The following is a 19,418-nucleotide window of genomic DNA, read 5'->3' as shown; positions in this document are numbered from 1 at the left end:
GCACCTCCCGAATCTTTGACGGTTCCGCACGGGCAAAATTCTCCCAATTTTTCGACGTTGCACCAAGTGACGAGCCAAAACGCGGCAATCCGTTACAATTTGTGAATCCTTGGCCGTCCGCAAAATCACCGTCCATGCTCAGAACCGATATCGCTGGCCTTATTCAGCGCTCCGACTATACGCCTCCGGCGTACCTGATCGACACCGTCCAACTCGACTTCGACCTCGCTCCCGACGTCACCACCGTGACCAGCCGCCTGCGCGTGCATCGCAACCCGGCAGGCGCGGGTGGCGATCTCGAACTGGCCGGTCAGGGCCTGCAACTGGTGAGCCTCGAAGTCGACGGCAAGCCGTGGAGCGGCTACCGCACCGGCGAAGAGACGCTCACCGTCGAGGCACCGCCCCAAGCGTTCGAACTCACGCTCGTCACGCGTTGTTGCCCGCAGGAGAACACGTCGCTGATGGGCTTGTACGTGTCGGGCGGAAATTTCTTCACCCAATGCGAAGCCGAAGGCTTTCGCAAGATCACCTACTTCCTCGATCGTCCGGATGTGATGGCGACCTACACCGTCACGCTGCGCGCCGATCGCGAAGCGTATCCGGTACTGCTCGCCAACGGCAACCTGATCGACAAGGGCGATTTGCCCGATGGCCGTCACTTCGCGATCTGGGACGACCCGTTCAAGAAGCCGAGCTACCTGTTCGCACTCGTCGCAGGCCGTCTGGTGTGCCGCGAAGCCCGCATCGTCGCTGGCGATGGCCGCGAAAAGCTGTTGCAGGTCTGGGTCCAGCCGCAAGACCTCGACAAGACCGAACACGCGATGGACTCGCTCATCAATTCCATTCGCTGGGATGAGACGCGCTTTGGCCGCGTGCTCGATCTCGACCGCTTCATGATCGTCGCCGTGAGCGACTTCAACATGGGCGCGATGGAAAACAAGGGCCTGAACATCTTCAACACGAAGTATGTGCTGGCCGATGCCGCCACCGCGACGGACGACGACTTCGGCAACATCGAAGCCGTGGTCGGCCACGAGTATTTCCATAACTGGACCGGCAACCGCGTGACCTGCCGCGACTGGTTCCAGTTGAGTCTCAAGGAAGGCCTGACGGTGTTCCGCGATCAGGAATTCTCGGCCGACATGATGGGCTCGGACTCGGGCCGTGCGGTCAAGCGTATCGACGACGTGCGCGTGCTGCGTCAGGCGCAGTTCCCCGAGGACGCGGGCCCGATGGCTCACCCGGTGCGCCCCGAGAGCTACGTCGAGATCAACAACTTCTACACCGTCACCGTCTACGAGAAAGGCGCCGAAGTCGTGCGCATGTATCAGACGCTGCTCGGCCGCGACGGCTTCCGCAAGGGCATGGACCTGTACTTCGAGCGTCACGACGGTCAAGCCGTGACGTGCGACGACTTCCGCGCCGCGATGGCCGACGCCAATCAGCGCGACCTGACGCAATTCGGCCGCTGGTACAGCCAGGCCGGCACGCCGCGCGTGACGGTCGATGCCACTTTTGACGAAGCCGCACGCACCTACACGCTCACGCTCACGCAACGCTGCCCGAAGGTCGGCGTGGAGCTGCACGACAGCGCGCTCGTCAAACAGCCGTTCCATATTCCGTTTGCCGTGGGCCTGCTCGATCGCGACGGTCGCGACATGGCGCTGCGTCTGGCGGGTGAATCGACGGACGCCCCGGCAGCCACCACGCGCGTGCTCGACTTCACGCAGGAGCGTCAGAGCTTCACGTTCGTGGACGTCGATCACACGCCGATGCCCTCGTTGCTGCGCGGTTTCTCCGCGCCGGTCATCGTGGAGCACGAATACACCATCGACGAACTCGCGTTCCTGATGGGGCACGACAGCGATCCGTTCAACCGTTGGGAAGCGGGCCAGCGTCTCGCCACGCGTCAGTTGCTGGCATTGGTCGAATCGATTCAGATGGGCCAACTGCCGAGCGTGGACAGCTACGTGCTCGAAGCCTTCCGTCAGGTGTTGCGCGACGAAACGCTCGATCCGGCATTCCGCGCGCAGGCCCTTACGTTGCCGGCCGAGTCGTACCTCGGCGAGCAGATGAGCGAGATCGACCCGGCCGCGATTCATGCGGCGCGTCAGTATCTGCGTCAGCGTCTGGCCGCCTCGCTGCATACCGAGTGGCTGGCCGCGTATCACAACCACCGCGTGCCGGGTGCCTATCGCCCGGATGCCGCATCGGCTGGCGAACGCGCGCTCAAGAACCTCGCGCTGTCGTACTTGATGGAACTGTCGGACGCCGGCGTGGCGCAAACCGCCCGCACGCAATACGACACCGCCGACAACATGACAGACCGTTTCGCCGCCCTCACGGCGCTCGTGCAACGTGGCGGTGCCGCGCGTGACGGCGATGCGGCGCATGGTCAGAATCACGCCGCCGAGGCACTCGACGACTTCTATCAGCGCTTTGAACACGAAGCGCTGGCCATCGACAAATGGTTTGCCTTGCAGGCCATGCAACGCGGCGACGGCAGTCATTGCGTGATCGATGCGGTGCGCGCGCTGATGCGTCACCCGGCGTTCACGATCAAGAACCCGAACCGCGCACGCTCGCTGATTTTCAGCTTCTGTAGCGGCAACCCGGCGCAGTTCCACGCTGCCGACGGCTCGGGCTATCAGTACTGGGCGGAACAAGTGCTCTCGCTCGACGCCCTGAACCCGCAAGTCGCTGCACGCCTCGCACGCGTGCTCGACCGCTGGCGCAAGTACACGCCGACGCTGCGTGACCGCATGCGCGATGCGTTGCAACAAGTCGCGGACCACAAAGCACTGTCGAAAGACGTGCGCGAAATCGTGGAGAAGGCGCTGGCCTGAACGGCTGGGCAGTCACGCTGATGTGGTGACGCAGACAAGCAAAAGGCGATGCGAGAAATACGCATCGCCTTTCTTCATGGCCGGGCGTCTGAGCTGAATCAGCCGAATCAGCCGATGAATCAGGCAGCCTGTGCCGTCACCGCCAGCCCCAATCGCTCACGCACCGCCTTTGCCGCCGCCACGAGATTCGTCAATGCGCCGTCGAGTTGCCCCCAGTCACGCGTCTTCAGACCGCAGTCCGGATTGACCCACAGCCGCTCGGCCGGAATCCGCACGAGAGCGGCCTCGATCAGGCGCTCCATCTCCGCCTGCGACGGCACGCGCGGCGAATGATTGTCGTACACGCCCGGGCCGATCTCGTTCGGGTACTCGAACGCTTCGAAAGCACCCAGCAGTTCCATATTCGAGCGCGCAGCTTCAATCGAGATCACGTCGGCATCGAGCGCGGCAATCGACGGCAGAATGTCGTGAAATTCCGAATAGCACATGTGCGTGTGAATCTGCGTGTCGTCTGCCGCGCCCGACGAACACACACGGAACGCCCGCACGGCCCAAGCCAGATAGGACGGCCAGTCGTTCGCGTGCAGCGGCAGCCCTTCGCGCAGCGCCGGCTCGTCGATCTGGATCACCCGCACACCGGCCTTTTCCAGCGCCGCCACTTCTTCGCGCAACGCCAGCGCGATCTGCAATGCCGTGAGTTCGCGTGACTGGTCATCGCGAACGAACGACCATTGCAGCATCGTCACGGGTCCGGTCAGCATGCCCTTAACGGGCTTGTCGGTCAGCTCCTGCGCATAGGCGCTCCACGTCACCGTCATCGGCTCGGGCAGATACACGTCGCCGTAGATGACCGGTGGCTTCACGCAACGCGAACCGTAGCTCTGCACCCAGCCGTGTTCCGTGCTCACGAACCCCCAGAGCAGATCACCGAAATACTCGACCATGTCGTTGCGCTCGGCTTCGCCATGCGTCAACACATCGAGGCCGTACGCTTCCTGCTTTTCAATCGCCAGACGAATCTGCGCGCGCATCGTTTCCAGATAGTCCAGATGCGACATCACGCGGCGCTTGAAGTCGGCGCGTGCACTGCGAATGGCGGGCGTCTGCGGGAACGACCCGATGGTGGTCGTCGGCAACACCGGCAGCTTGAGCCATGCCTGCTGCGCCTCGGCACGCACCGGATAGGCCGAGGCGCGGCGCGCGTCGGCATCGGTCAGCGCCGCCAGCCGCTTTTGCACCACGCTGTTGTGAATTCGCGGCGAGGTGCGGCGCTCCGCTTGCGCCGTGCCATCGGCGACAAACGCGGCACGCACATCGGCCGACGCAAACTCACCCGGGTCGAGCGAACGGCGCAGCAACGCGACTTCACCCAGCTTCTGCACAGCGAACGCCAACCACTTGCGGACTTCCTTATCGAGACACACTTCGCTCGCCAGATCGACCGGGCAGTGCATGAGCGAGCAACTGGACGCCACCCACAGGCGCTCGCCCAGTGGCTCGGCCAGCGGCATCAGCAATGCCCGTGCGCGTGCCAGATCGCAGCGCCACACATTGCGGCCATCGACAACGCCTGCTGACAGCACTTTGTCTGCGGGCCAGCACGCGGCGAATGCGGCCAGTTGTTGCGGGGCGCGCACGCCATCGAGATGCACACCGGCCACGGGCAACGACGCGAGCAGTGACGCATGCTCGCTGACATCCCCGAAGTAGGTCGTGAGCAGCAGCGACGGCGCCACGTCGGCGAGTTCGGCATAGGCCGGTGCGAACGCCTCGCGCCAGCGCTCCGGCAAGTCGAGCGCGAAAATCGGCTCGTCGATCTGCACCCACGTCACCCCCTGCGCCTTCAGACGCGAGAGCGCGCGTACATACTGCGTGATCAAGTCGGGCAACAGCGTCAGACGATCCTCAAGCCCGCCCTTCTCCTTGCCGAGAAACAGCAGCGAGAGCGGACCGAGCAGCACTGGCTTGACGTTGGCACCCTCGGTCAGCGCCTCGGCGACTTCTTCGAACAACCAGTCGACGCCCTTGCCGAAGCGCGTCTGCGGCGAATACTCGGGCACGAGGTAGTGGTAGTTGGTATCGAACCACTTCGTCATTTCCATCGCGCTGTGTTGCGCGTTGCCGCGCGCGGCGGTGAAGTAGTCGTTCAGCGTGAGCGCCTGGGGCTTGGCACCGAACCGCTCCGGCAGGCCGCCGACGAGTGCCAGCGTGGAGAGCACCTGATCGTACCAATGGAAGTCGCCTACGGTAATCCAGTCGAGCCCGGCGGCACGCTGCGCAGCGCGGTTGGCAGCGCGAACGCTGCGCCCGGTGGCCTGCAACGCCATGATGTCCATGTCGTCGCGCCAAAACGCCTCCTGCGCGAATTTGAGTTCACGTTGCGCGCCAATGCGCGGCAGTCCGAGTACGTGGGCTTGGGCCATGAGCGGGGTCTTCCAGAAGGCGGATGTTGTGCGAAACCGGCGGGTAATTTCCGCCCAGAGTGGCAGTATCCCGGTCGCCCATGTATTATTCAAACGAAAGTTTTTGCCATTTAACATTAAATTAATTCATGCAGCGATCACCCATCGAACTTCGGCACCTCCAAACGCTGCTGGCGTTGCGCGATACCGGTAGCGTGTCGCGTGCGGCGCTGTGGCTGCATCTGACGCAATCGGCGCTCTCGCACCAGATCAAGGCGCTGGAAGATTTCTACGGGCTGCCGTTGTTCGTGCGCAAGTCGTCACCGCTGGTCTTTACGCCAGCCGGCAAGCGTTTGCTAGCACTGGCAGAACAGGTGGTGCCTGCCGTCGATGAGGCCGGGCGCGATCTCACACGGCTGGCACAGGGCACGCAGGGCACGCTGCGCATTGCGGTGGAGTGTCACACCTGCTTCGACTGGCTGATGCCCGCCATGGACGCGTTTCGCGTGCGCTGGCCGGAAGTCGAACTGGATATCGTGTCGGGCTTTCATGCCGACCCGATCGGCCTGCTGCATCAGGACCGCGCCGATCTGGCGATCATCTCGGAGCGTGAAGAAGGCGAAGCGGTGGACTTTCACCCGCTGTTCCGCTTCCAGATGATGGCGTTGATGGCCAACGATCACCCGCTGGCCGCGAAGACGCACCTCGATGCCGAGGATTTCCGCGACGAGACGCTGATCACCTACCCGGTGCCCGACGACATGCTCGACATCGTGCGTCAGGTGCTGCGCCCGGCGGGCATCGAACCCACGCGCCGCACCACCGAGCTGACGGTCGCGATTCTGCAATTGGTGGCGAGCCGACGCGGGCTGGCGGCCCTGCCGTTGTGGGCCGTCACCGGCTATCTGGAGCGGCGCTATGTGAGCGCACGGCCGATCACGCCGAAGGGGCTGACCTCGGAGTTGTGGGCGGCGACGCTACCCGCGATTACGGCGCGTCCGTATATCGGGGAATTCGTCTCGCTGATGCGCGAGACGAGCCTGCTCTCGTTGCCGGAAATCGAACTGCTCTGAAGATCCTGAATGGCGTGGCGTCAGGCGGGCCGCCGCACGATCAGGCGGCAAACGCGCTTGCCTGAACTCGCGCTCGTCACGTCTTCTTCGTGCAGCACGACGCCTTCGTGCAACGCCGCACGCACGACATCCGGTGCAAACGCGCTATAGAGGCGGCCGTCTTCATGACGCTGGTCGGCCCCCTCGGTCACGCGCCACGACACGTAGAGCACGCCACCGGGGCGCACCAGCGTCCAGAGCCGGTCGGCCGCAGCGGGCACGTCAGCCGCGCTCAGATGCATGAGCACCGTCTCGCAGACCACGTTGTCGAAGGTGTCGGTCACGTTCTCGAGTTGCGGCAGCTTGCCCACATGGAACGACACCCACGGAAACGTCTTGCGCGCGAGGTCGACCAGCGCGGGCGAGTTGTCGTAACCCGTCACATCGAATCCCGCCTGCGCCAGCCACGCCGCATCGCGTCCATTGCCGCAGCCGACATCGACCGTGCGACCGCCCGGCACGAAGTGGCGCACCAGCAGCGCATACATATCGTCCGGCGGCGGCTGGTTGAGCCAGTCTTCGCTGTAACGTACGGCATTGGCCTCGTAGGCCGCTTCGGTTTGCAGATCCGCCATGGTCTCGTCCTCCAAGGGACGTGAAGTGTGAAGGCTTCGAGGCTTCGGGCACCTCACGATCCGTCGATCGCCCGAAGCCGGTGAATCGTTTTTACTGCGAAATCTTCTCCAACGCCACGTCACGCGTACGCGGGCCCATCAGGCCGATCGACAGCATGACCACGAGCATCGCCAGCGAGATGAACACGAACACGCCGGTCACGCCGAAATTGCGCAACACCGATGCGATCAGGAACGCCGTGAAGATTGCCGAGAAACGGCTCCACGAATACACGAAACCGACGGCGCGAGCGCGAATGCCCGTGGGGAACAGTTCCGTCTGATAAGCGTGATAGCTGTACGACATGATGTTGTTCGCGAGCGTGAGGCCAATGCCCATCGCGATCAGCAGGAACGACGACGTCACCTGCGAGAACACCAGCCCGCACACGATGCCGATGCCCGCGGTCCACACGATGGCGTGCTTGCGCTCGACCTTGTCGGCCATCCACAGGCCGATCAGCGGCCCGATGGGCGCCGCCAGCGCGATCACGCTCGAATAGCCGAGGCTCGTGGTCACGGTGACGCCTTGCTTGATGAGCAGCGTCGGCACCCAGTTGGCGAAACCGTAGAAGCCCACCGTCTGGAAGATGTTGAACAGAATCATCATGATGGCGCGCTTGCGGTACGGCGGCACCCACATGTCGCGGAACGCGCCCTTGGGCACGACCGGCTCCGGCACGCCCGGCGGCGGCAGCGGCTTGCCGTACTCGGCAGCGACCTTCGCTTCAATCGCGCTCAGCACGCGATCGGCTTCTTCCAGACGCCCTTTCTGCGCCAGCCAGCGCGGGCTCTCGGGCAATGCGCGGCGAATCCACCAGACGAACACGGCACCGTGGGCACCGATGAGCACCACCCAGCGCCAGCCTTCCAGACCGAGGAATTCGCGCGGCACGAGCCAGTAAGCGAGAAACGCCACGACCGGCACGGCGGTAAAGCCCACCGCCTGTTCGCACGCGAACGCGCGGCCGCGAATCTGCTTGGGCACCAGTTCGGCGATGTACGTGCCGATGGTGACCAGCTCGACGCCGATGCCGAGGCCGACGATAAAGCGCCAGAAGTTCACGCCCGTGGCCGTCTCCTGAAACGCCATGATGACGTTGGCAACCGTGTACCAGAGCAGCGAGCCGGTGAAGACTGCACGACGTCCGAAACGGTCCGCGAGGAAGCCGCAGGCGATGGTGCCGATGAACAGGCCGGAGAACAGCGCCGCGATGAAACTCGCGACGCCCGTGGTGCCGAACAAGCCCGGCGTGGTCGGCGTCAGGATGCCGCTCTTGACCAGTCCCGGCGCGATATAGCCGGTGTAGAGCAGATCGTAGAGTTCGAAGAAGAACCCGAGGCTCAACAGCACCACCAGTTTCCACACGGTGCGTGTGGGCGGCAGTCGGTCGAGGCGGGCAGAAATCTCACCGGCAGTGAGCGTTGAGGCCGCGCGCGCATGGGCGGCGGCAGAGGTGGCAGGCGAGGAAGGCATCGAAACTTGGGGGGATGGCATGAAAGTCGTCTCCGGGCCTGTCCGGTCATGGCCGAACAGCTTTTTGTCGACGCATCGCCCAGTGACATCACGTTTGAAGCACATGAAACTACGTGGGCGTTGCGTCGCGATACACCATGAATCAACAGGCGCGAGGCCGAAATTCTGCCACGAATGATGTCGCGCCGGTCACCGCTTTCTTCACACTTCTCATGCACAACGAAAATTTGTGATGTTCAGAATCGGCGGCACGACACCGTCGTTGCAAGCACACCACACGGCACATCGTTTCGGTTTCGCTCAACGGCACAGCATCGGCTTCTACTCCAAATTACGCCATGCGCTGAAGCTCGTCGAAGCTCGCAATACGCCCCGCCAATGCACTCGCCGCCACCGTATAGGGGCTCGCAAGCCACACGCTGCCCGGCCCCGAACGCCCCGGGAAATTGCGGTTGATGGCGCTGATGGTGACCTGCTCGCGCGTGGTCGACTGCCCCGGCCCGCAGTTCGCGCAAGCGCCACAGCCGGGCATGATGAGCGTGGCGCCCACGGCTTCGAACGTCTTCAGATAGCCGCGCGATTCGCAGTACGCGCGCACATCCATCGTGCCGAATTGCAGAAACAGCGAGCGCCCCGGTGCTACGCGCATGCCGTGCACGAGCCCCCATGCGAGCACGTCGTGATACGCGTCGAAGTCGTCGCGCTTGCCCGCCGTGCACGAGCCGCCGTAAGCGATATCGATCGACACCGGCGCTTCCAGTGCGCTCAACGCCACACCATTGCCCGGGTCACCGGGGCGCGCGAGCATCGGCGTGAGCGACGTCGCGTCGATGCGGATCACGTCGCGATACACCGCACCGGCATCGCTCGTCATCCACGACTCGACGGTGAAGTCGACACCACGGCGCGTCTTGAGGAAGGCAACCGTCTTCTCGTCGGGCGCGACGATGCCGGTGAATCCTCCCAGCTCCGCCACCATGTTGGTCAGCGTCGCGCGCTCGTCGATGGACATGGCGCGCACGGCGCTGCCGCCGTACTCGAACACCAGACCGATCGCGCCGCCACTGCGAATCGCGTCGAGACGCAGCAAATGCAGCACCACGTCCTTGGCGGTCACGCCCGGCGACAACGCGCCGTCGATCTCGATGCGCAGCGTCTCGGGCACCTTGCAACGCACGTAGCCCGTCGTCCAGCTATTCGCGATGTCCGTGGCCCCTGCCCCGAAGGCGAGGCAACCCAGCGCACCGGCGTGGGGCGTATGCGAATCGGTACCGATCACGATCTGCCCCGGCAGCGCATAACGCTCCGCCATGAGCGCGTGGCAGATACCGTCGGCGCCGGCGTCTCCTGAAGCGCCGTCGACATCGGTCAGTTCGCCATGCGCCAACACGGGATAACGCGCCACAAACTCGCGGTGACCGCTCGTCAGATTCGCCACACCGGGGAGCAAGCCTTGTGTGACGTGCGGGTGACTCTGCGCGGCCAGCACGAGGTGATCCTGAAACGCGATGATGCGCGCCGGGTCGTGCAATGGCGCGGGCTCACCAAACGCCCGATGCATCAAGTGCGCACACATGCCCGTGAAGTAATCGTGCGAGAACCGCCAGTCGACCGCCACGAACACGCCGTCGCCGCGCGCGGCACCGGGCGTGGCCGGATGCAGGCGGCGCGCAATGATCTTCTCGACGAGCGTGCGCGGCGGCGCGTCAGCGGTGGAAGCCGCCGTTGCATTGACTTCATCGGCCACCGGCACGGGCCATTCGGCAAATTTGCTGTAGGCGAGCAGGCCCCCGCTGCGGATGATCTGCTGCGTGAGGGCGTCGCGGCCCTTGAGGAATTCGGTGATGGGAATGGCTTCGCCCGCGAGAATGCGATCGAGCACGCCGAAGTCGGTCGTCGTCAGAATGCCGATGTTGTCGCAGTTCTGCTGATAGATGCGCTCGAAGCTCTCGGCCACGATGAGCCGGATGCCGGCGGACAACTCCGCGAGCGGGCTCGATTCGCGCGATGAGCCCTTGCCGTAGCGTTTGCCGGCGACAGTGACCTGAAAGCCGCCGCGACGAATGTCGTGCTCGCCGATGGGGAGTTCGTTCCCCGCTTTGAAACCGACATAAGGGTAGCGGCCAAGGCGCTCGTCGTATGTGAGCATGACCGTGACGGGCGTGATCTCGTCGGTCGAGACGTTCTCACGCAAGGTGCCGGCCTCGGCGCGGGTGACGATCTCGCCCGCGATCTGCCGGCGCACGATGGCCGGGTCGTCGGACAAGAACAGAATGCGGCCGTCAAAACGAATGATGTCTTCCATGCAGCGATTACCTCCGAAAGACAGCATAGCGGCGGCCTTATGGGCCTGCCGTGCCGTCTTGGCAATCCCGGCATGACGGTTTGCGAAGGCCTGGCCCTCACCTATCCCCCATCACCTTTTACGATGGTTCGCCCTGCTGCCCTTGCCCCTGCGCGAGGAAATTCACCACGGCCGAAGCGGTCGCACTGAGTTGTTCACGCGACGGAAACACCATCCACAGTTGGCGATGGGCCCACTCGTCGGTGAGCGGACGCACCACCACGTCAAGCTTGCCCACATACAACTGGCCAACTTGCTCCGGCGCGATGGCAATGCCCAGCCCGGCGTGCGCCATGCGGCACAGCGCGTCCAGACTCGACACCCGGATCTTGATGCGCAGCGACGCGCCCGCCGCACTCGCCTGCTGACGCAGCAACTGCGTGAGGGCGCTGTTGCCTTGCAGGCCGACGAGCGTTTCGTTCACGCAGGCCGAAAACGGAATCTCACCCGTGCGGGCGGCGAGCGGGTGGCCGACCGGCAGAATCACGGCCAGCCGGTCGCGCCGGTACGGCACCATCGTGAAGGCTTCGATCCCGGCCACGGCGTTGCAGATGCCCACGTCCACGGCGCGTTCACCCACGCGTTGCAGCACTTCATTACTGTGCTGTTCGTCGAGTTCGACGTCCACCGCAGAGAACACGCGGCCGAATGCGGCAAGGTCTTCAGGCAGAAACTGCACGATGGCCGACAGGTTGGCGGCAATACGAACGCTGCCGCGCGCCCCTTCATGGAACTGCGACAGCTCCGCACCGAGGGACTCGATGGTGCCGAGAATGCGCTCGGCGTAGCGGCGTACCGTTTCGCCCACCGGCGTGACGGTAATGCCGCGCTGATGACGCTGAATCAGCGGCAGGCCGACGATGGCTTCGATATCGGCAATACGCCGGCTGATGGCCGACGGCGCGATGAATTCGCGCTCAGCCGCGCGCGCCATGCTCCGCTCCTGGCAGACAGCCACGAAAAGGCGCAAAGAAGTGAGGTCGAGCTTGCGGAGAAGGTTTTCCATACCTGTGCGGCAATACGCCGGAAATGCCGGAAACGCCCGGCTGGCGCGGCCCTACAAGGGGCACGTCTTTTGCTGGACAAACAACGAATCGACGCCTATTATACGCATCGCGTACACAGCCCTGCCGACCCGACCATGAGTGCACAGCAGACTTTCCTGCGCGACGCGATGCGTCGCCTGAACATGACCCGCGACACCTTCGCCGAGCGTATCGGCGTTCGCCGGCGCGCCCTCGACACCTGGCTGCTCCCCGAAGATTCCAGCGAATATCGCACGATGCCGAGCATCGTCGAGAAATTCGTCGGCGAAATCCTCGGCCGTGAAGCGCCGTCTGCGGAATCTACGCAAAGCGCACACAAGCCGCTGCGTGAACGCATGGGTCTCGACGGCAAGCCGCATCTGATCTCCGTCGATCAGTTCTCGCGCGACTCGCTCGAAGAGCTGTTCCACGTCGCCGACATCATGCAACCGATTGCCCGCCGCCAGAAGATCTCGCGCGTGCTCGAAGGTGCAGTGCTCGGCAATCTGTTCTTCGAAGCCAGTACCCGCACCCGCGTGAGCTTCGGCTCGGCGTTCTGCCGACTCGGCGGCTCGGTGTGCGACACCACCGGCTTCACGTTCTCGTCGATGGCCAAGGGCGAGTCGATTTACGACACGAGCCGCGTGATGAGCGGCTATGTCGACGCGCTGGTCGTGCGTCACCCGGAAAAGGGTTCGGTCGCCGAGTTTGCGCGCGCCACCAATATCCCGGTGATCAACGGCGGCGACGGTCCCGGCGAACACCCGAGTCAGGCCATTCTCGATCTGTACACCATCGGCCGCGAATTCTCGCGTCTGGGCAAACTGGTCGACGGCGCCCATGTGGCGATGGTCGGCGACCTGCGCTACGGCCGCACGGTGCACTCGCTGATCAAACTGCTCGCGCTCTATCGCGGCCTGAAGTTCACGCTGATTTCGCCGCCGTCGCTCGAAATGCCGACGTACATTCTCGATCAGATTTCGCAGAACGGCCACGTCATCGTACAAAGCAACTCGCTTGCCGATCTGGCCGGTGCAGATGTGGTCTATGCCACGCGCATTCAGAAAGAGCGCTTTGCCGACGAAGCGATCGAAGGCTACACGCCGGACTTCCAGATCAACGAAGCGCTCATCAACACGTACTGCGACAGCCGCACGATCATCATGCACCCGCTGCCGCGCGACAGCCGCCCGGGCGCCAACGATCTGTCGACCGACCTGAATCACGACCCGCGTCTGGCGATCTTCCGCCAGACCGACAACGGCATTCCGGTGCGCATGGCGATCTTCGCGATTCTGCTCGGCGTGGACAAGCAAGTGCAGCACAGCATGCGCGACGCCACGTGGCGCTCGCCCTCGCATGTCGGCCCGGACGACGCCCTGTTCGACGGACTCGACTGATCCTTCAGTGCCCCGCCCCGCGTTTTTTCGCCGGGGCGGCGGGTCTTTGCGGGTAAAATTGCGTCCGTCGCGAAATACGAACGCTTTTTTGCTTTTGGAGGCCCCTATGCGCCGCAAGACCCTCACCCAATATCTCATCGAACAGCAGCGGGAATACAGCAACATTCCCGCCGAGCTGCGTCTGTTGATCGAAGTCGTTGCGCGCGCGTGCAAGTCGATCAGCCACGCCGTGTCCAAGGGCGCCCTCGGTGGCGTGCTGGGCAGCGCCGGCAGTGAAAACGTGCAAGGCGAAGTCCAGAAGAAGCTCGACGTGATCTCCAACGAGATCATGCTCGAAGCCAATGAATGGGGCGGCCATCTCGCGGCCATGGCGTCGGAAGAGATGGAAGACGTCTTCCACATCCCCAACCGTTACCCGCAAGGCGAATACCTGCTGATGTTCGATCCGCTCGACGGCTCGTCGAACATCGACGTGAACGTGTCGATCGGTACGATCTTCTCGGTGCTGCGTTGCCCGGAAGGCGTGACGGACCCGACCGAGCAGGACTTCCTGCAACCGGGCACGCAACAGGTCGCCGCCGGTTATGCCGTGTATGGCCCGCAGACCGTGCTGGTGCTGACCACGGGTCATGGCGTGAACTGCTTCACGCTCGATCGTGAAATGGGCTCGTGGGTGCTCACGCAAGAAGGCATGCGCATTCCGGAAGACACCAAGGAATTCGCCATCAATATGTCGAACGAGCGCCACTGGTACCCGCCGGTGCAGCGTTACATCGGCGAGTTGCTGCAAGGCAAGGAAGGCACGCGCGGCAAGGACTTCAACATGCGCTGGATCGCCTCGATGGTGGCCGACGTGCATCGTATCCTGACGCGCGGCGGCGTGTTCATGTACCCGGCCGACAAGCGTGATCCGGACAAGCCGGGCAAGCTGCGCATCATGTACGAAGCCAACCCGATGAGCTTCCTCGTCGAACAGGCGGGCGGTGCCGCGACCAACGGCGTGCAGCGCATTCTCGACATTCAACCGCAGAAACTGCACGAGCGCGTGGCGGTGTTCCTCGGCTCGAAGAACGAAGTCGAGCGCGTGACCGGCTATCACCACGAGGCCGACAAGGCGTAAGTGAGGCCGACGGCTTTCGTCATCGCGAGGTTGGCGCACTGCGCGCAAAAAATTTTCGCGATGACGAAGCGCAGGAATTCTGTAATTTCAAGGATTTACGCGGCGCACGCGCGCTGACGACAAAAAATCTCTGAAAAAAGTCGTGACAATCGCGGAAAACCTGCTAATATCTCACTTCTTCGCAGCGCCGGAGTAGCTCAGTCGGTAGAGCAGCTCATTCGTAATGAGAAGGTCGGGGGTTCGATTCCTCTCTCCGGCACCAGCGACTTCTTCAGTCCCTGGTCATGCAAGCAGAAGGTAGTACGTAGTCAACAAGAAAGCCGCTCGATTCCGTCGCGCGGCTTTTTTGTTTTCCACGCTCAATCTCGTACGCGCCAACGCTTGTTGGGGGTAGTTCTGGGGGTATCGTCACCTACCCGCTGTCGATACCCCCACGTGGCTTGCCAGCGAAGCCTTACTCTCCACCCCCCGTCGGCTTGCCGGCATCGGCTTCACCCATCGCGTTGTCATTCGCCCCGTCTTCGTCTTCCGCAGGCTCTGCCATCCACGCGTGATAACCCGCCACGCCCATCTTGCGCAAGAGCGATTCGTTACGTCCGAAGATCTCCTCCGCATCCGGAAACGCCTCCACCGCGCGATCAATACTCGCCTCGCGCAGCAGATGCAGAATCGGGTACGGCGAGCGGTTGGTGTAGTTCTCCGCGTCGTCCGGATCGGTGCCTTCGAACTGATAGTCCGGGTGAAAACTCGCCACCTGCAATTCGCCCTCGAAGCGCAGTTGCTTGAGCATGCGCTCCGCGAAAAACAGCGCGTCGTTGTACTCGTGGAAATCGAGCAGCGCATCGGGCAGGATCAACAGCGTGGTATCGACCGCTTCCGGGTCGGCTTCGGCCAACCACTGCAATTCGCGCTCCAGATCGAGCAGCGCGCCCTCCATGTCGTGCGCATCGCTCACGACATAGCGGATCTGGCGCTTCACATGCACGGCCTTGGCAAACGGGCAAAGATTCAGGCCGATGACGGCGCGCGTGAGCCAATGACGGGTGGCGGCAATCACGGCTGCGGTCGCTTCGGTCTGGGGTTCTGTCTCGGGCGACGTGGCGCCGAGGTCATTCGAATCGGACATGGGCAAGCTACTGGAAAAAAGCATCATGGCGACGCATGAGCGCGGCGCATCAAGGCGACATTGTAAGCGCGTCACGGATCGCACAGAGTCAGCAACGCCACCGCAGGAAACGACAGCCGCGACGCCGGTGCGCTCGCATGATGCCGCTCTCCCTCACCGCATCCATGCCACCTCACGCCGCCATGCCTCGCATCAATCCGTTCATGCCCCCGGTTTCACCCACTGTGTCGCCCGCTGTCCCCTCACGCCGCGCCCGTCACCACCGCCGCAGGACCCAACGCCCACCTCGGGGCGTTAGCAAGACAACCCTTGGCCCACGTACTTTCCGAGTCCCGGGAAGGCCGCATCGGTACGGCATTGCTCACGAGCATTCTCTCGTGCCCCGGGTGCGCTGCTGCCGATGAACTGCTCTCGCTCTGCGCCTTTGCAAGCCTCGAAGGCCAAGCCAGTCGCGACGACACGGGGAAGCTGCGCACGGCCGTGATCTCGCTGCTCACTCGGCCGGTGACGGCCCGCACATTCGATCAGCTCCGGGACACCGGCATGTTCTGCACGGCGCCCCTGCGCGACTGGCCCAGTCGCGACAACCTCGACCTGCTGTTTTCCGATGAAGGGCTGCTGCTCTGGCTCAAGTACGGCGCGACGCCGGATGGCTACCAACGGCTGTTCGTCGATCACTTGAGCCAACAGTTGCACTCACAGGTCGTACCGGACCCCCGTCCCCCGAATCTTGGCCCGGCGTTGCGGGTCCTAGTCGCCGTCGGACGCGACACCGCCGTTGATGTCCCGGATCCGTACCGTATGGGGCACAGCCTGCCCCCGCTCTCGCATCTGTGCGCCACGCACGCGCCTGACTGGCTGCCATTCTTGCTGGACATCAGCCCGTGCGCCAGTCAGTGCGATTCGAGTGGCCGCCCCCTGCTCCACACCGTGCTCGCCTCCGCGACACGCGCTGCCCGCAATGCCGGCGTGACGTCTCACGAGATGAACCGTACGCTGCAAGATCGCATCGGGCTATTGACCGAACACGGTGCCGACATGTCCGTCGTAGATCTGAACGGCATGCCACTCGCCGCGCGCCTTGTCGTCGACGGTTATATCGATGCCGCGCGCGTGGCACTCCAGTTCGGCGCGCCGCCACTGGCGACGGACCGGGAAATGAACTCGGTGTTGCATCACCTCGCCCGAACCCTACGCCCCGAATCCACGCAGTACAGCGCGGCGATCATTGCGATCGTAGCGGCACTGGCCGCCGGCGGCGATATCCTTAGCGTCAACGCCAGCGGGGAAACGGCCATCGACCTGCTCCCTGAATTTCAGCGCAAGCATTTCATCTTTCTCGCGTCGCACTATGCGCGTTGGACAGGCGCCGGTAACCGCGGCTGAGCGGCGGCCCGATATCCGGCTTGCCCGGCGCGTATCGCCATCGCTTGTGCGTCAGCCCCTGAGCGCCAGTCCACCGTGGCGCTCGCGCAGATAAGCGCCCACAAAACCGTTGAGCTCCCGGCGTACCTCGGGCGAACCGAGTTCACCGCGCGATACCGCCGCATGCACGACCCCTTCGACTGCGGCAGCAAGCACTCTCGCCGCAACGGCGTCGCGCGGTTCGCACGCCGCCTGCCCGTCCGGCACGATCAGCGCCTGATAGCGGCGCAGATACTCCACGTCGAAGGCCTGCGTACGGGTCGAGAGTGGCACCTCCTCAAGCAACACGTGATGCATACGCTGGTCACCTGCGTGAATCCGGATGACGCCGTCGATCAGGTCGGCAACGCGCGTGTCGAGGCGCGTCGGTACTTGCGGCGCGTCCGGATCGGGCAGAACAGCGAGTACGGCGTCGAGATGGCGCTCCCGAATCGCCTCGGCCAGCGCCAGCTTGTCGGGGAAGTATTGATACAACGAGCCAATGCTCGCACCGGCGACGTTGGCGACTTCGTTGGTATTGAATTTGGCCCAGCCGCGCGCGCCGAGAACGCGAGCCGCCGCTTCGATAATCGCATCGACCGTCGCCCGCGAACGCTGCTGTCGCGGGACTCTGCGGGCTGCGACCGGCCCTGAGGAAAGGCGAGTAGGCATGGCGGGGGTTCCACGCAAAAATTCCAATATACCTGCGTCGATTCCCGAGCGCATGTTGCCCCTGCTTTTGCCACGGACTTTGCCATGTCAGCCCTGCCCCGCACCACCCGAGAAGTCACGCTCACAGCCCATCCCGAGGGCACGCTGACCTCGTCATATTTCGCACTCACCGACCGCTCGCTGCCGCCGCTGGCACCGCACGAAGTGCTCGTGCGCAACCGATGGTTTCGTGTCTCGATCTCCACACGGCTGATGGCCAGCCGCGAAGCCACGGCCATCAAGGGTATTCCGTTCCCCACACTCAAACCCGGCGACGCGCTCGCCGACGGCGCGATTGGCGAAGTGATCGCCGCCACGCCGGAATCCGGCCTGACGCCGGGCATGATCGTCTCGCATTGGCTCGGCTGGCGCGAACACGCCGTGGTTGACGCGCGGCAGTGCAAACGGCTGCCGGGCGGGCCACTCGACCCCGCTGCCTATCTCGGCCATGGCTGGACGGCCTACGCCGCGCTCACGCGGGGTATCACGGTGAAACGTGGCGACACCGCGCTGGTCTCAAGCGGTGCCGGTGCCATCGGTTCGATGGCCGGTCAGATCGCCCGCCGCCTCGGCGCAGCACGTGTCATCGGCAGCACCGGCAGTGCCGAGAAAGCGGGCTGGATGACGCAGGCCCTCGGCTACGACGCCGTAATCGTGCGCAACGGCAAACCCTTCGCGACCCAACTGGCCGAAGCCGCACCCGACGGCATCGACGTCTTCGTCGATATGGTCGGCGGCGAGCAATTGACCGCCGCCGTTGCACAAGCCCGCGACGGGGCGCGCTTCGCGATTCTGGGCGCACTCGGTGCCGAGTTGCACGCGAACCACTCCACGTCGGTGGCGCCGACCGAAATCGACGCCTTCCAGTTACCGATCAAAGGCATCACGCTGCGCGGCTACAGCGCGGACGACGACAAGGACGTCTTCGACGAATGGATCAAGCGTCAGAGCGCGTGGCGGCTCGACGGCAGCTTTCACCTGCCGTGCACGATGTTCCACGGCCTGGAGAACGCACCGCTCGCCTTGCAGGAAGCCTGCGCGGGCAAGCTCAAAGGTGTGGTGCTGGTCGAGTTGTGAGCAAGCCCCCTTGAGATACGACCTATACCCCATCCCCCTCTCATCCCCTGATCGAATGGAGTCCAGCATGTTGAGTACAAACGTCGCGATCGTGTTTCACAGTCGCTATGGCCACACGGCGCGACAAGCCGCCGCCGTCAAGGAAGGTGTCGAACGCGCCGACGGTGCGAGCGCCCTCCTGATTCCCTGCGAAACCGCGCCCTCGCGCTGGGACGATCTGGAACAGGCCGACGCCATCATCTTCGGCGCGCCGACCTTCATGGGCGGCACGTCGGCAGAATTCAGAGTCTTTGCCGAAGCCACGTCGAACATCGTCATGACGAAAGGCTACGTGTGGCAAGACAAGATCGCTGCGGGCTTTACCAACTCCGGCGCACACGCCGGTGACAAACTCGCCACCCTCATCCAGATGGCGCTCTTTGCCGCGCAGCACGGCATGCACTGGGTGAACCTCGGTCTGCCGCCCGCAAACAACTCCACGCAGGGCTCGGCGAACGATCTCAACCGCCTCGGCTTCTGGCTAGGCGCGGCAGCCCAATCGAACACCGATCAGGGCCCCGATCTGGCACCGCCCGCAGCGGACCTCGCCACCGCACGTCATCTCGGCGAGCGCGTCGCCCAGACAGCCCTTCAGTTCGCACGCGGACGTATCGCCCAACACGTGCCGGGGCTGTCTACTGCGTCGGCGCTCGCCTGACGCTTCGCATCTGCCGTGGGAAAGCGCACCGAATCCCCCTCGCCTGAGATGCGGCATTTGGGC

General features: G+C 63.9%; 14 protein-coding genes and 1 tRNA gene. 8 read left to right on the top strand and 7 right to left on the bottom strand.

Features of this window, described 5'->3' with window-relative positions; all coding sequences use genetic code 11:
* Positions 1-134: 134 nt before the first annotated feature.
* Positions 135-2,846 (top strand): aminopeptidase N, encoded by a 2,712-nt coding sequence (gene pepN / locus AT302_RS07095; protein WP_058377824.1) that lies wholly within the window; start codon positions 135-137, stop codon positions 2,844-2,846.
* A 119-nt stretch (positions 2,847-2,965) separates the two neighbouring features.
* Here the strand turns inward: pepN and metE are convergent, their stop codons facing one another.
* Positions 2,966-5,269, bottom strand: a complete 2,304-nt coding sequence (metE, locus tag AT302_RS07090) for a 5-methyltetrahydropteroyltriglutamate--homocysteine S-methyltransferase (RefSeq protein ID WP_058377823.1) — start codon at positions 5,267-5,269, stop codon at positions 2,966-2,968.
* A 128-nt stretch (positions 5,270-5,397) separates the two neighbouring features.
* On the opposite strand from metE, the gene AT302_RS07085 reads away from it, so the two are divergent.
* Positions 5,398-6,321, top strand: a complete 924-nt coding sequence (locus tag AT302_RS07085; RefSeq protein ID WP_058377822.1) for a LysR family transcriptional regulator — start codon at positions 5,398-5,400, stop codon at positions 6,319-6,321.
* Positions 6,322-6,341: 20 nt separating this feature from the next.
* Here the strand turns inward: AT302_RS07085 and AT302_RS07080 are convergent, their stop codons facing one another.
* The 4 genes from AT302_RS07080 to AT302_RS07065 all read right to left on the bottom strand — a co-directional run bounded on the left by AT302_RS07080 (position 6,342) and on the right by AT302_RS07065 (position 11,729).
* The gene (locus AT302_RS07080; protein ID WP_058377821.1) at positions 6,342-6,935 is read right to left on the bottom strand and encodes a class I SAM-dependent methyltransferase; all 594 of its coding nucleotides are present in this window, start codon (positions 6,933-6,935) and stop codon (positions 6,342-6,344) included.
* Between the two features lie 91 nt (positions 6,936-7,026).
* Positions 7,027-8,451, bottom strand: a complete 1,425-nt coding sequence (locus AT302_RS07075; RefSeq protein ID WP_157125913.1) for an MFS transporter — start codon at positions 8,449-8,451, stop codon at positions 7,027-7,029.
* Between the two features lie 331 nt (positions 8,452-8,782).
* Positions 8,783-10,756 (bottom strand): aconitase family protein, encoded by a 1,974-nt coding sequence (locus AT302_RS07070; protein ID WP_058377819.1) that lies wholly within the window; start codon positions 10,754-10,756, stop codon positions 8,783-8,785.
* Between the two features lie 118 nt (positions 10,757-10,874).
* The gene (locus AT302_RS07065) at positions 10,875-11,729 is read right to left on the bottom strand and encodes a LysR family transcriptional regulator (RefSeq protein WP_456088862.1); all 855 of its coding nucleotides are present in this window, start codon (positions 11,727-11,729) and stop codon (positions 10,875-10,877) included.
* A 207-nt stretch (positions 11,730-11,936) separates the two neighbouring features.
* Between AT302_RS07065 and AT302_RS07060 the strand changes: the two genes are divergently transcribed.
* The 3 genes from AT302_RS07060 (at position 11,937) to AT302_RS07050 (ending at position 14,602) form a co-directional block, all read left to right on the top strand.
* Positions 11,937-13,220, top strand: a complete 1,284-nt coding sequence (locus AT302_RS07060; RefSeq protein WP_058377817.1) for an aspartate carbamoyltransferase — start codon at positions 11,937-11,939, stop codon at positions 13,218-13,220.
* A gap of 106 nt (positions 13,221-13,326) precedes the next feature.
* Positions 13,327-14,340, top strand: coding sequence for a class 1 fructose-bisphosphatase (locus AT302_RS07055; RefSeq protein ID WP_058377816.1), 1,014 nt, complete (start codon positions 13,327-13,329; stop codon positions 14,338-14,340).
* 186 nt (positions 14,341-14,526) lie between these two features.
* Positions 14,527-14,602 (top strand) — tRNA-Thr (locus tag AT302_RS07050).
* A 192-nt stretch (positions 14,603-14,794) separates the two neighbouring features.
* Here the strand turns inward: AT302_RS07050 and AT302_RS07045 are convergent.
* Positions 14,795-15,466, bottom strand: a complete 672-nt coding sequence (locus AT302_RS07045) for a DUF1415 domain-containing protein (RefSeq protein ID WP_084656071.1) — start codon at positions 15,464-15,466, stop codon at positions 14,795-14,797.
* A 309-nt stretch (positions 15,467-15,775) separates the two neighbouring features.
* Between AT302_RS07045 and AT302_RS07040 the strand changes: the two genes are divergently transcribed.
* Entirely contained in the window at positions 15,776-16,852 is a 1,077-nt protein-coding gene (locus AT302_RS07040; protein ID WP_157125711.1) for an ankyrin repeat domain-containing protein, read from the top strand.
* A 51-nt stretch (positions 16,853-16,903) separates the two neighbouring features.
* Here AT302_RS07040 and AT302_RS07035 read toward each other — a convergent pair whose 3' ends face one another.
* The gene (locus tag AT302_RS07035; RefSeq protein ID WP_058377814.1) at positions 16,904-17,542 is read right to left on the bottom strand and encodes a TetR/AcrR family transcriptional regulator; all 639 of its coding nucleotides are present in this window, start codon (positions 17,540-17,542) and stop codon (positions 16,904-16,906) included.
* Between the two features lie 84 nt (positions 17,543-17,626).
* Between AT302_RS07035 and AT302_RS07030 the strand changes: the two genes are divergently transcribed.
* A complete protein-coding gene (locus AT302_RS07030) occupies positions 17,627-18,658 on the top strand; it encodes an MDR family NADP-dependent oxidoreductase (protein ID WP_058377813.1) in 1,032 nt (343 codons plus the stop codon).
* 67 nt (positions 18,659-18,725) lie between these two features.
* Complete coding sequence (locus AT302_RS07025) at positions 18,726-19,355, top strand: flavodoxin family protein (protein ID WP_174554604.1); 630 nt, start codon at positions 18,726-18,728, stop codon at positions 19,353-19,355.
* Positions 19,356-19,418 lie beyond the last annotated feature (63 nt).

This window comes from Pandoraea norimbergensis (assembly GCF_001465545.3).
In the GTDB taxonomy this organism is placed as follows: Bacteria; Pseudomonadota; Gammaproteobacteria; order Burkholderiales; family Burkholderiaceae; genus Pandoraea; species Pandoraea norimbergensis.
Note: the sequence above shows the minus strand (reverse complement) of the source record. Positions and strands in the feature narration are given on the sequence as shown.

Bases quoted from the DNA above. Each gene is read 5' to 3' on its own strand.
- pepN (WP_058377824.1), top strand. From the start codon at position 135: ATGCTCAGAACCGATATCGCTGGCCTTATTCAGCGCTCCGACTATACG.
- metE (WP_058377823.1), bottom strand. From the start codon at position 5,269: ATGGCCCAAGCCCACGTACTCGGACTGCCGCGCATTGGCGCGCAACGT.
- AT302_RS07085 (WP_058377822.1), top strand. From the start codon at position 5,398: ATGCAGCGATCACCCATCGAACTTCGGCACCTCCAAACGCTGCTGGCG.
- AT302_RS07080 (WP_058377821.1), bottom strand. From the start codon at position 6,935: ATGGCGGATCTGCAAACCGAAGCGGCCTACGAGGCCAATGCCGTACGT.
- AT302_RS07075 (WP_157125913.1), bottom strand. From the start codon at position 8,451: ATGCCTTCCTCGCCTGCCACCTCTGCCGCCGCCCATGCGCGCGCGGCC.
- AT302_RS07070 (WP_058377819.1), bottom strand. From the start codon at position 10,756: ATGGAAGACATCATTCGTTTTGACGGCCGCATTCTGTTCTTGTCCGAC.
- AT302_RS07065 (WP_456088862.1), bottom strand. From the start codon at position 11,729: ATGGCGCGCGCGGCTGAGCGCGAATTCATCGCGCCGTCGGCCATCAGC.
- AT302_RS07060 (WP_058377817.1), top strand. From the start codon at position 11,937: ATGAGTGCACAGCAGACTTTCCTGCGCGACGCGATGCGTCGCCTGAAC.
- AT302_RS07055 (WP_058377816.1), top strand. From the start codon at position 13,327: ATGCGCCGCAAGACCCTCACCCAATATCTCATCGAACAGCAGCGGGAA.
- AT302_RS07045 (WP_084656071.1), bottom strand. From the start codon at position 15,466: ATGTCCGATTCGAATGACCTCGGCGCCACGTCGCCCGAGACAGAACCC.
- AT302_RS07035 (WP_058377814.1), bottom strand. From the start codon at position 17,542: ATGCCTACTCGCCTTTCCTCAGGGCCGGTCGCAGCCCGCAGAGTCCCG.
- AT302_RS07030 (WP_058377813.1), top strand. From the start codon at position 17,627: ATGTCAGCCCTGCCCCGCACCACCCGAGAAGTCACGCTCACAGCCCAT.
- AT302_RS07025 (WP_174554604.1), top strand. From the start codon at position 18,726: ATGTTGAGTACAAACGTCGCGATCGTGTTTCACAGTCGCTATGGCCAC.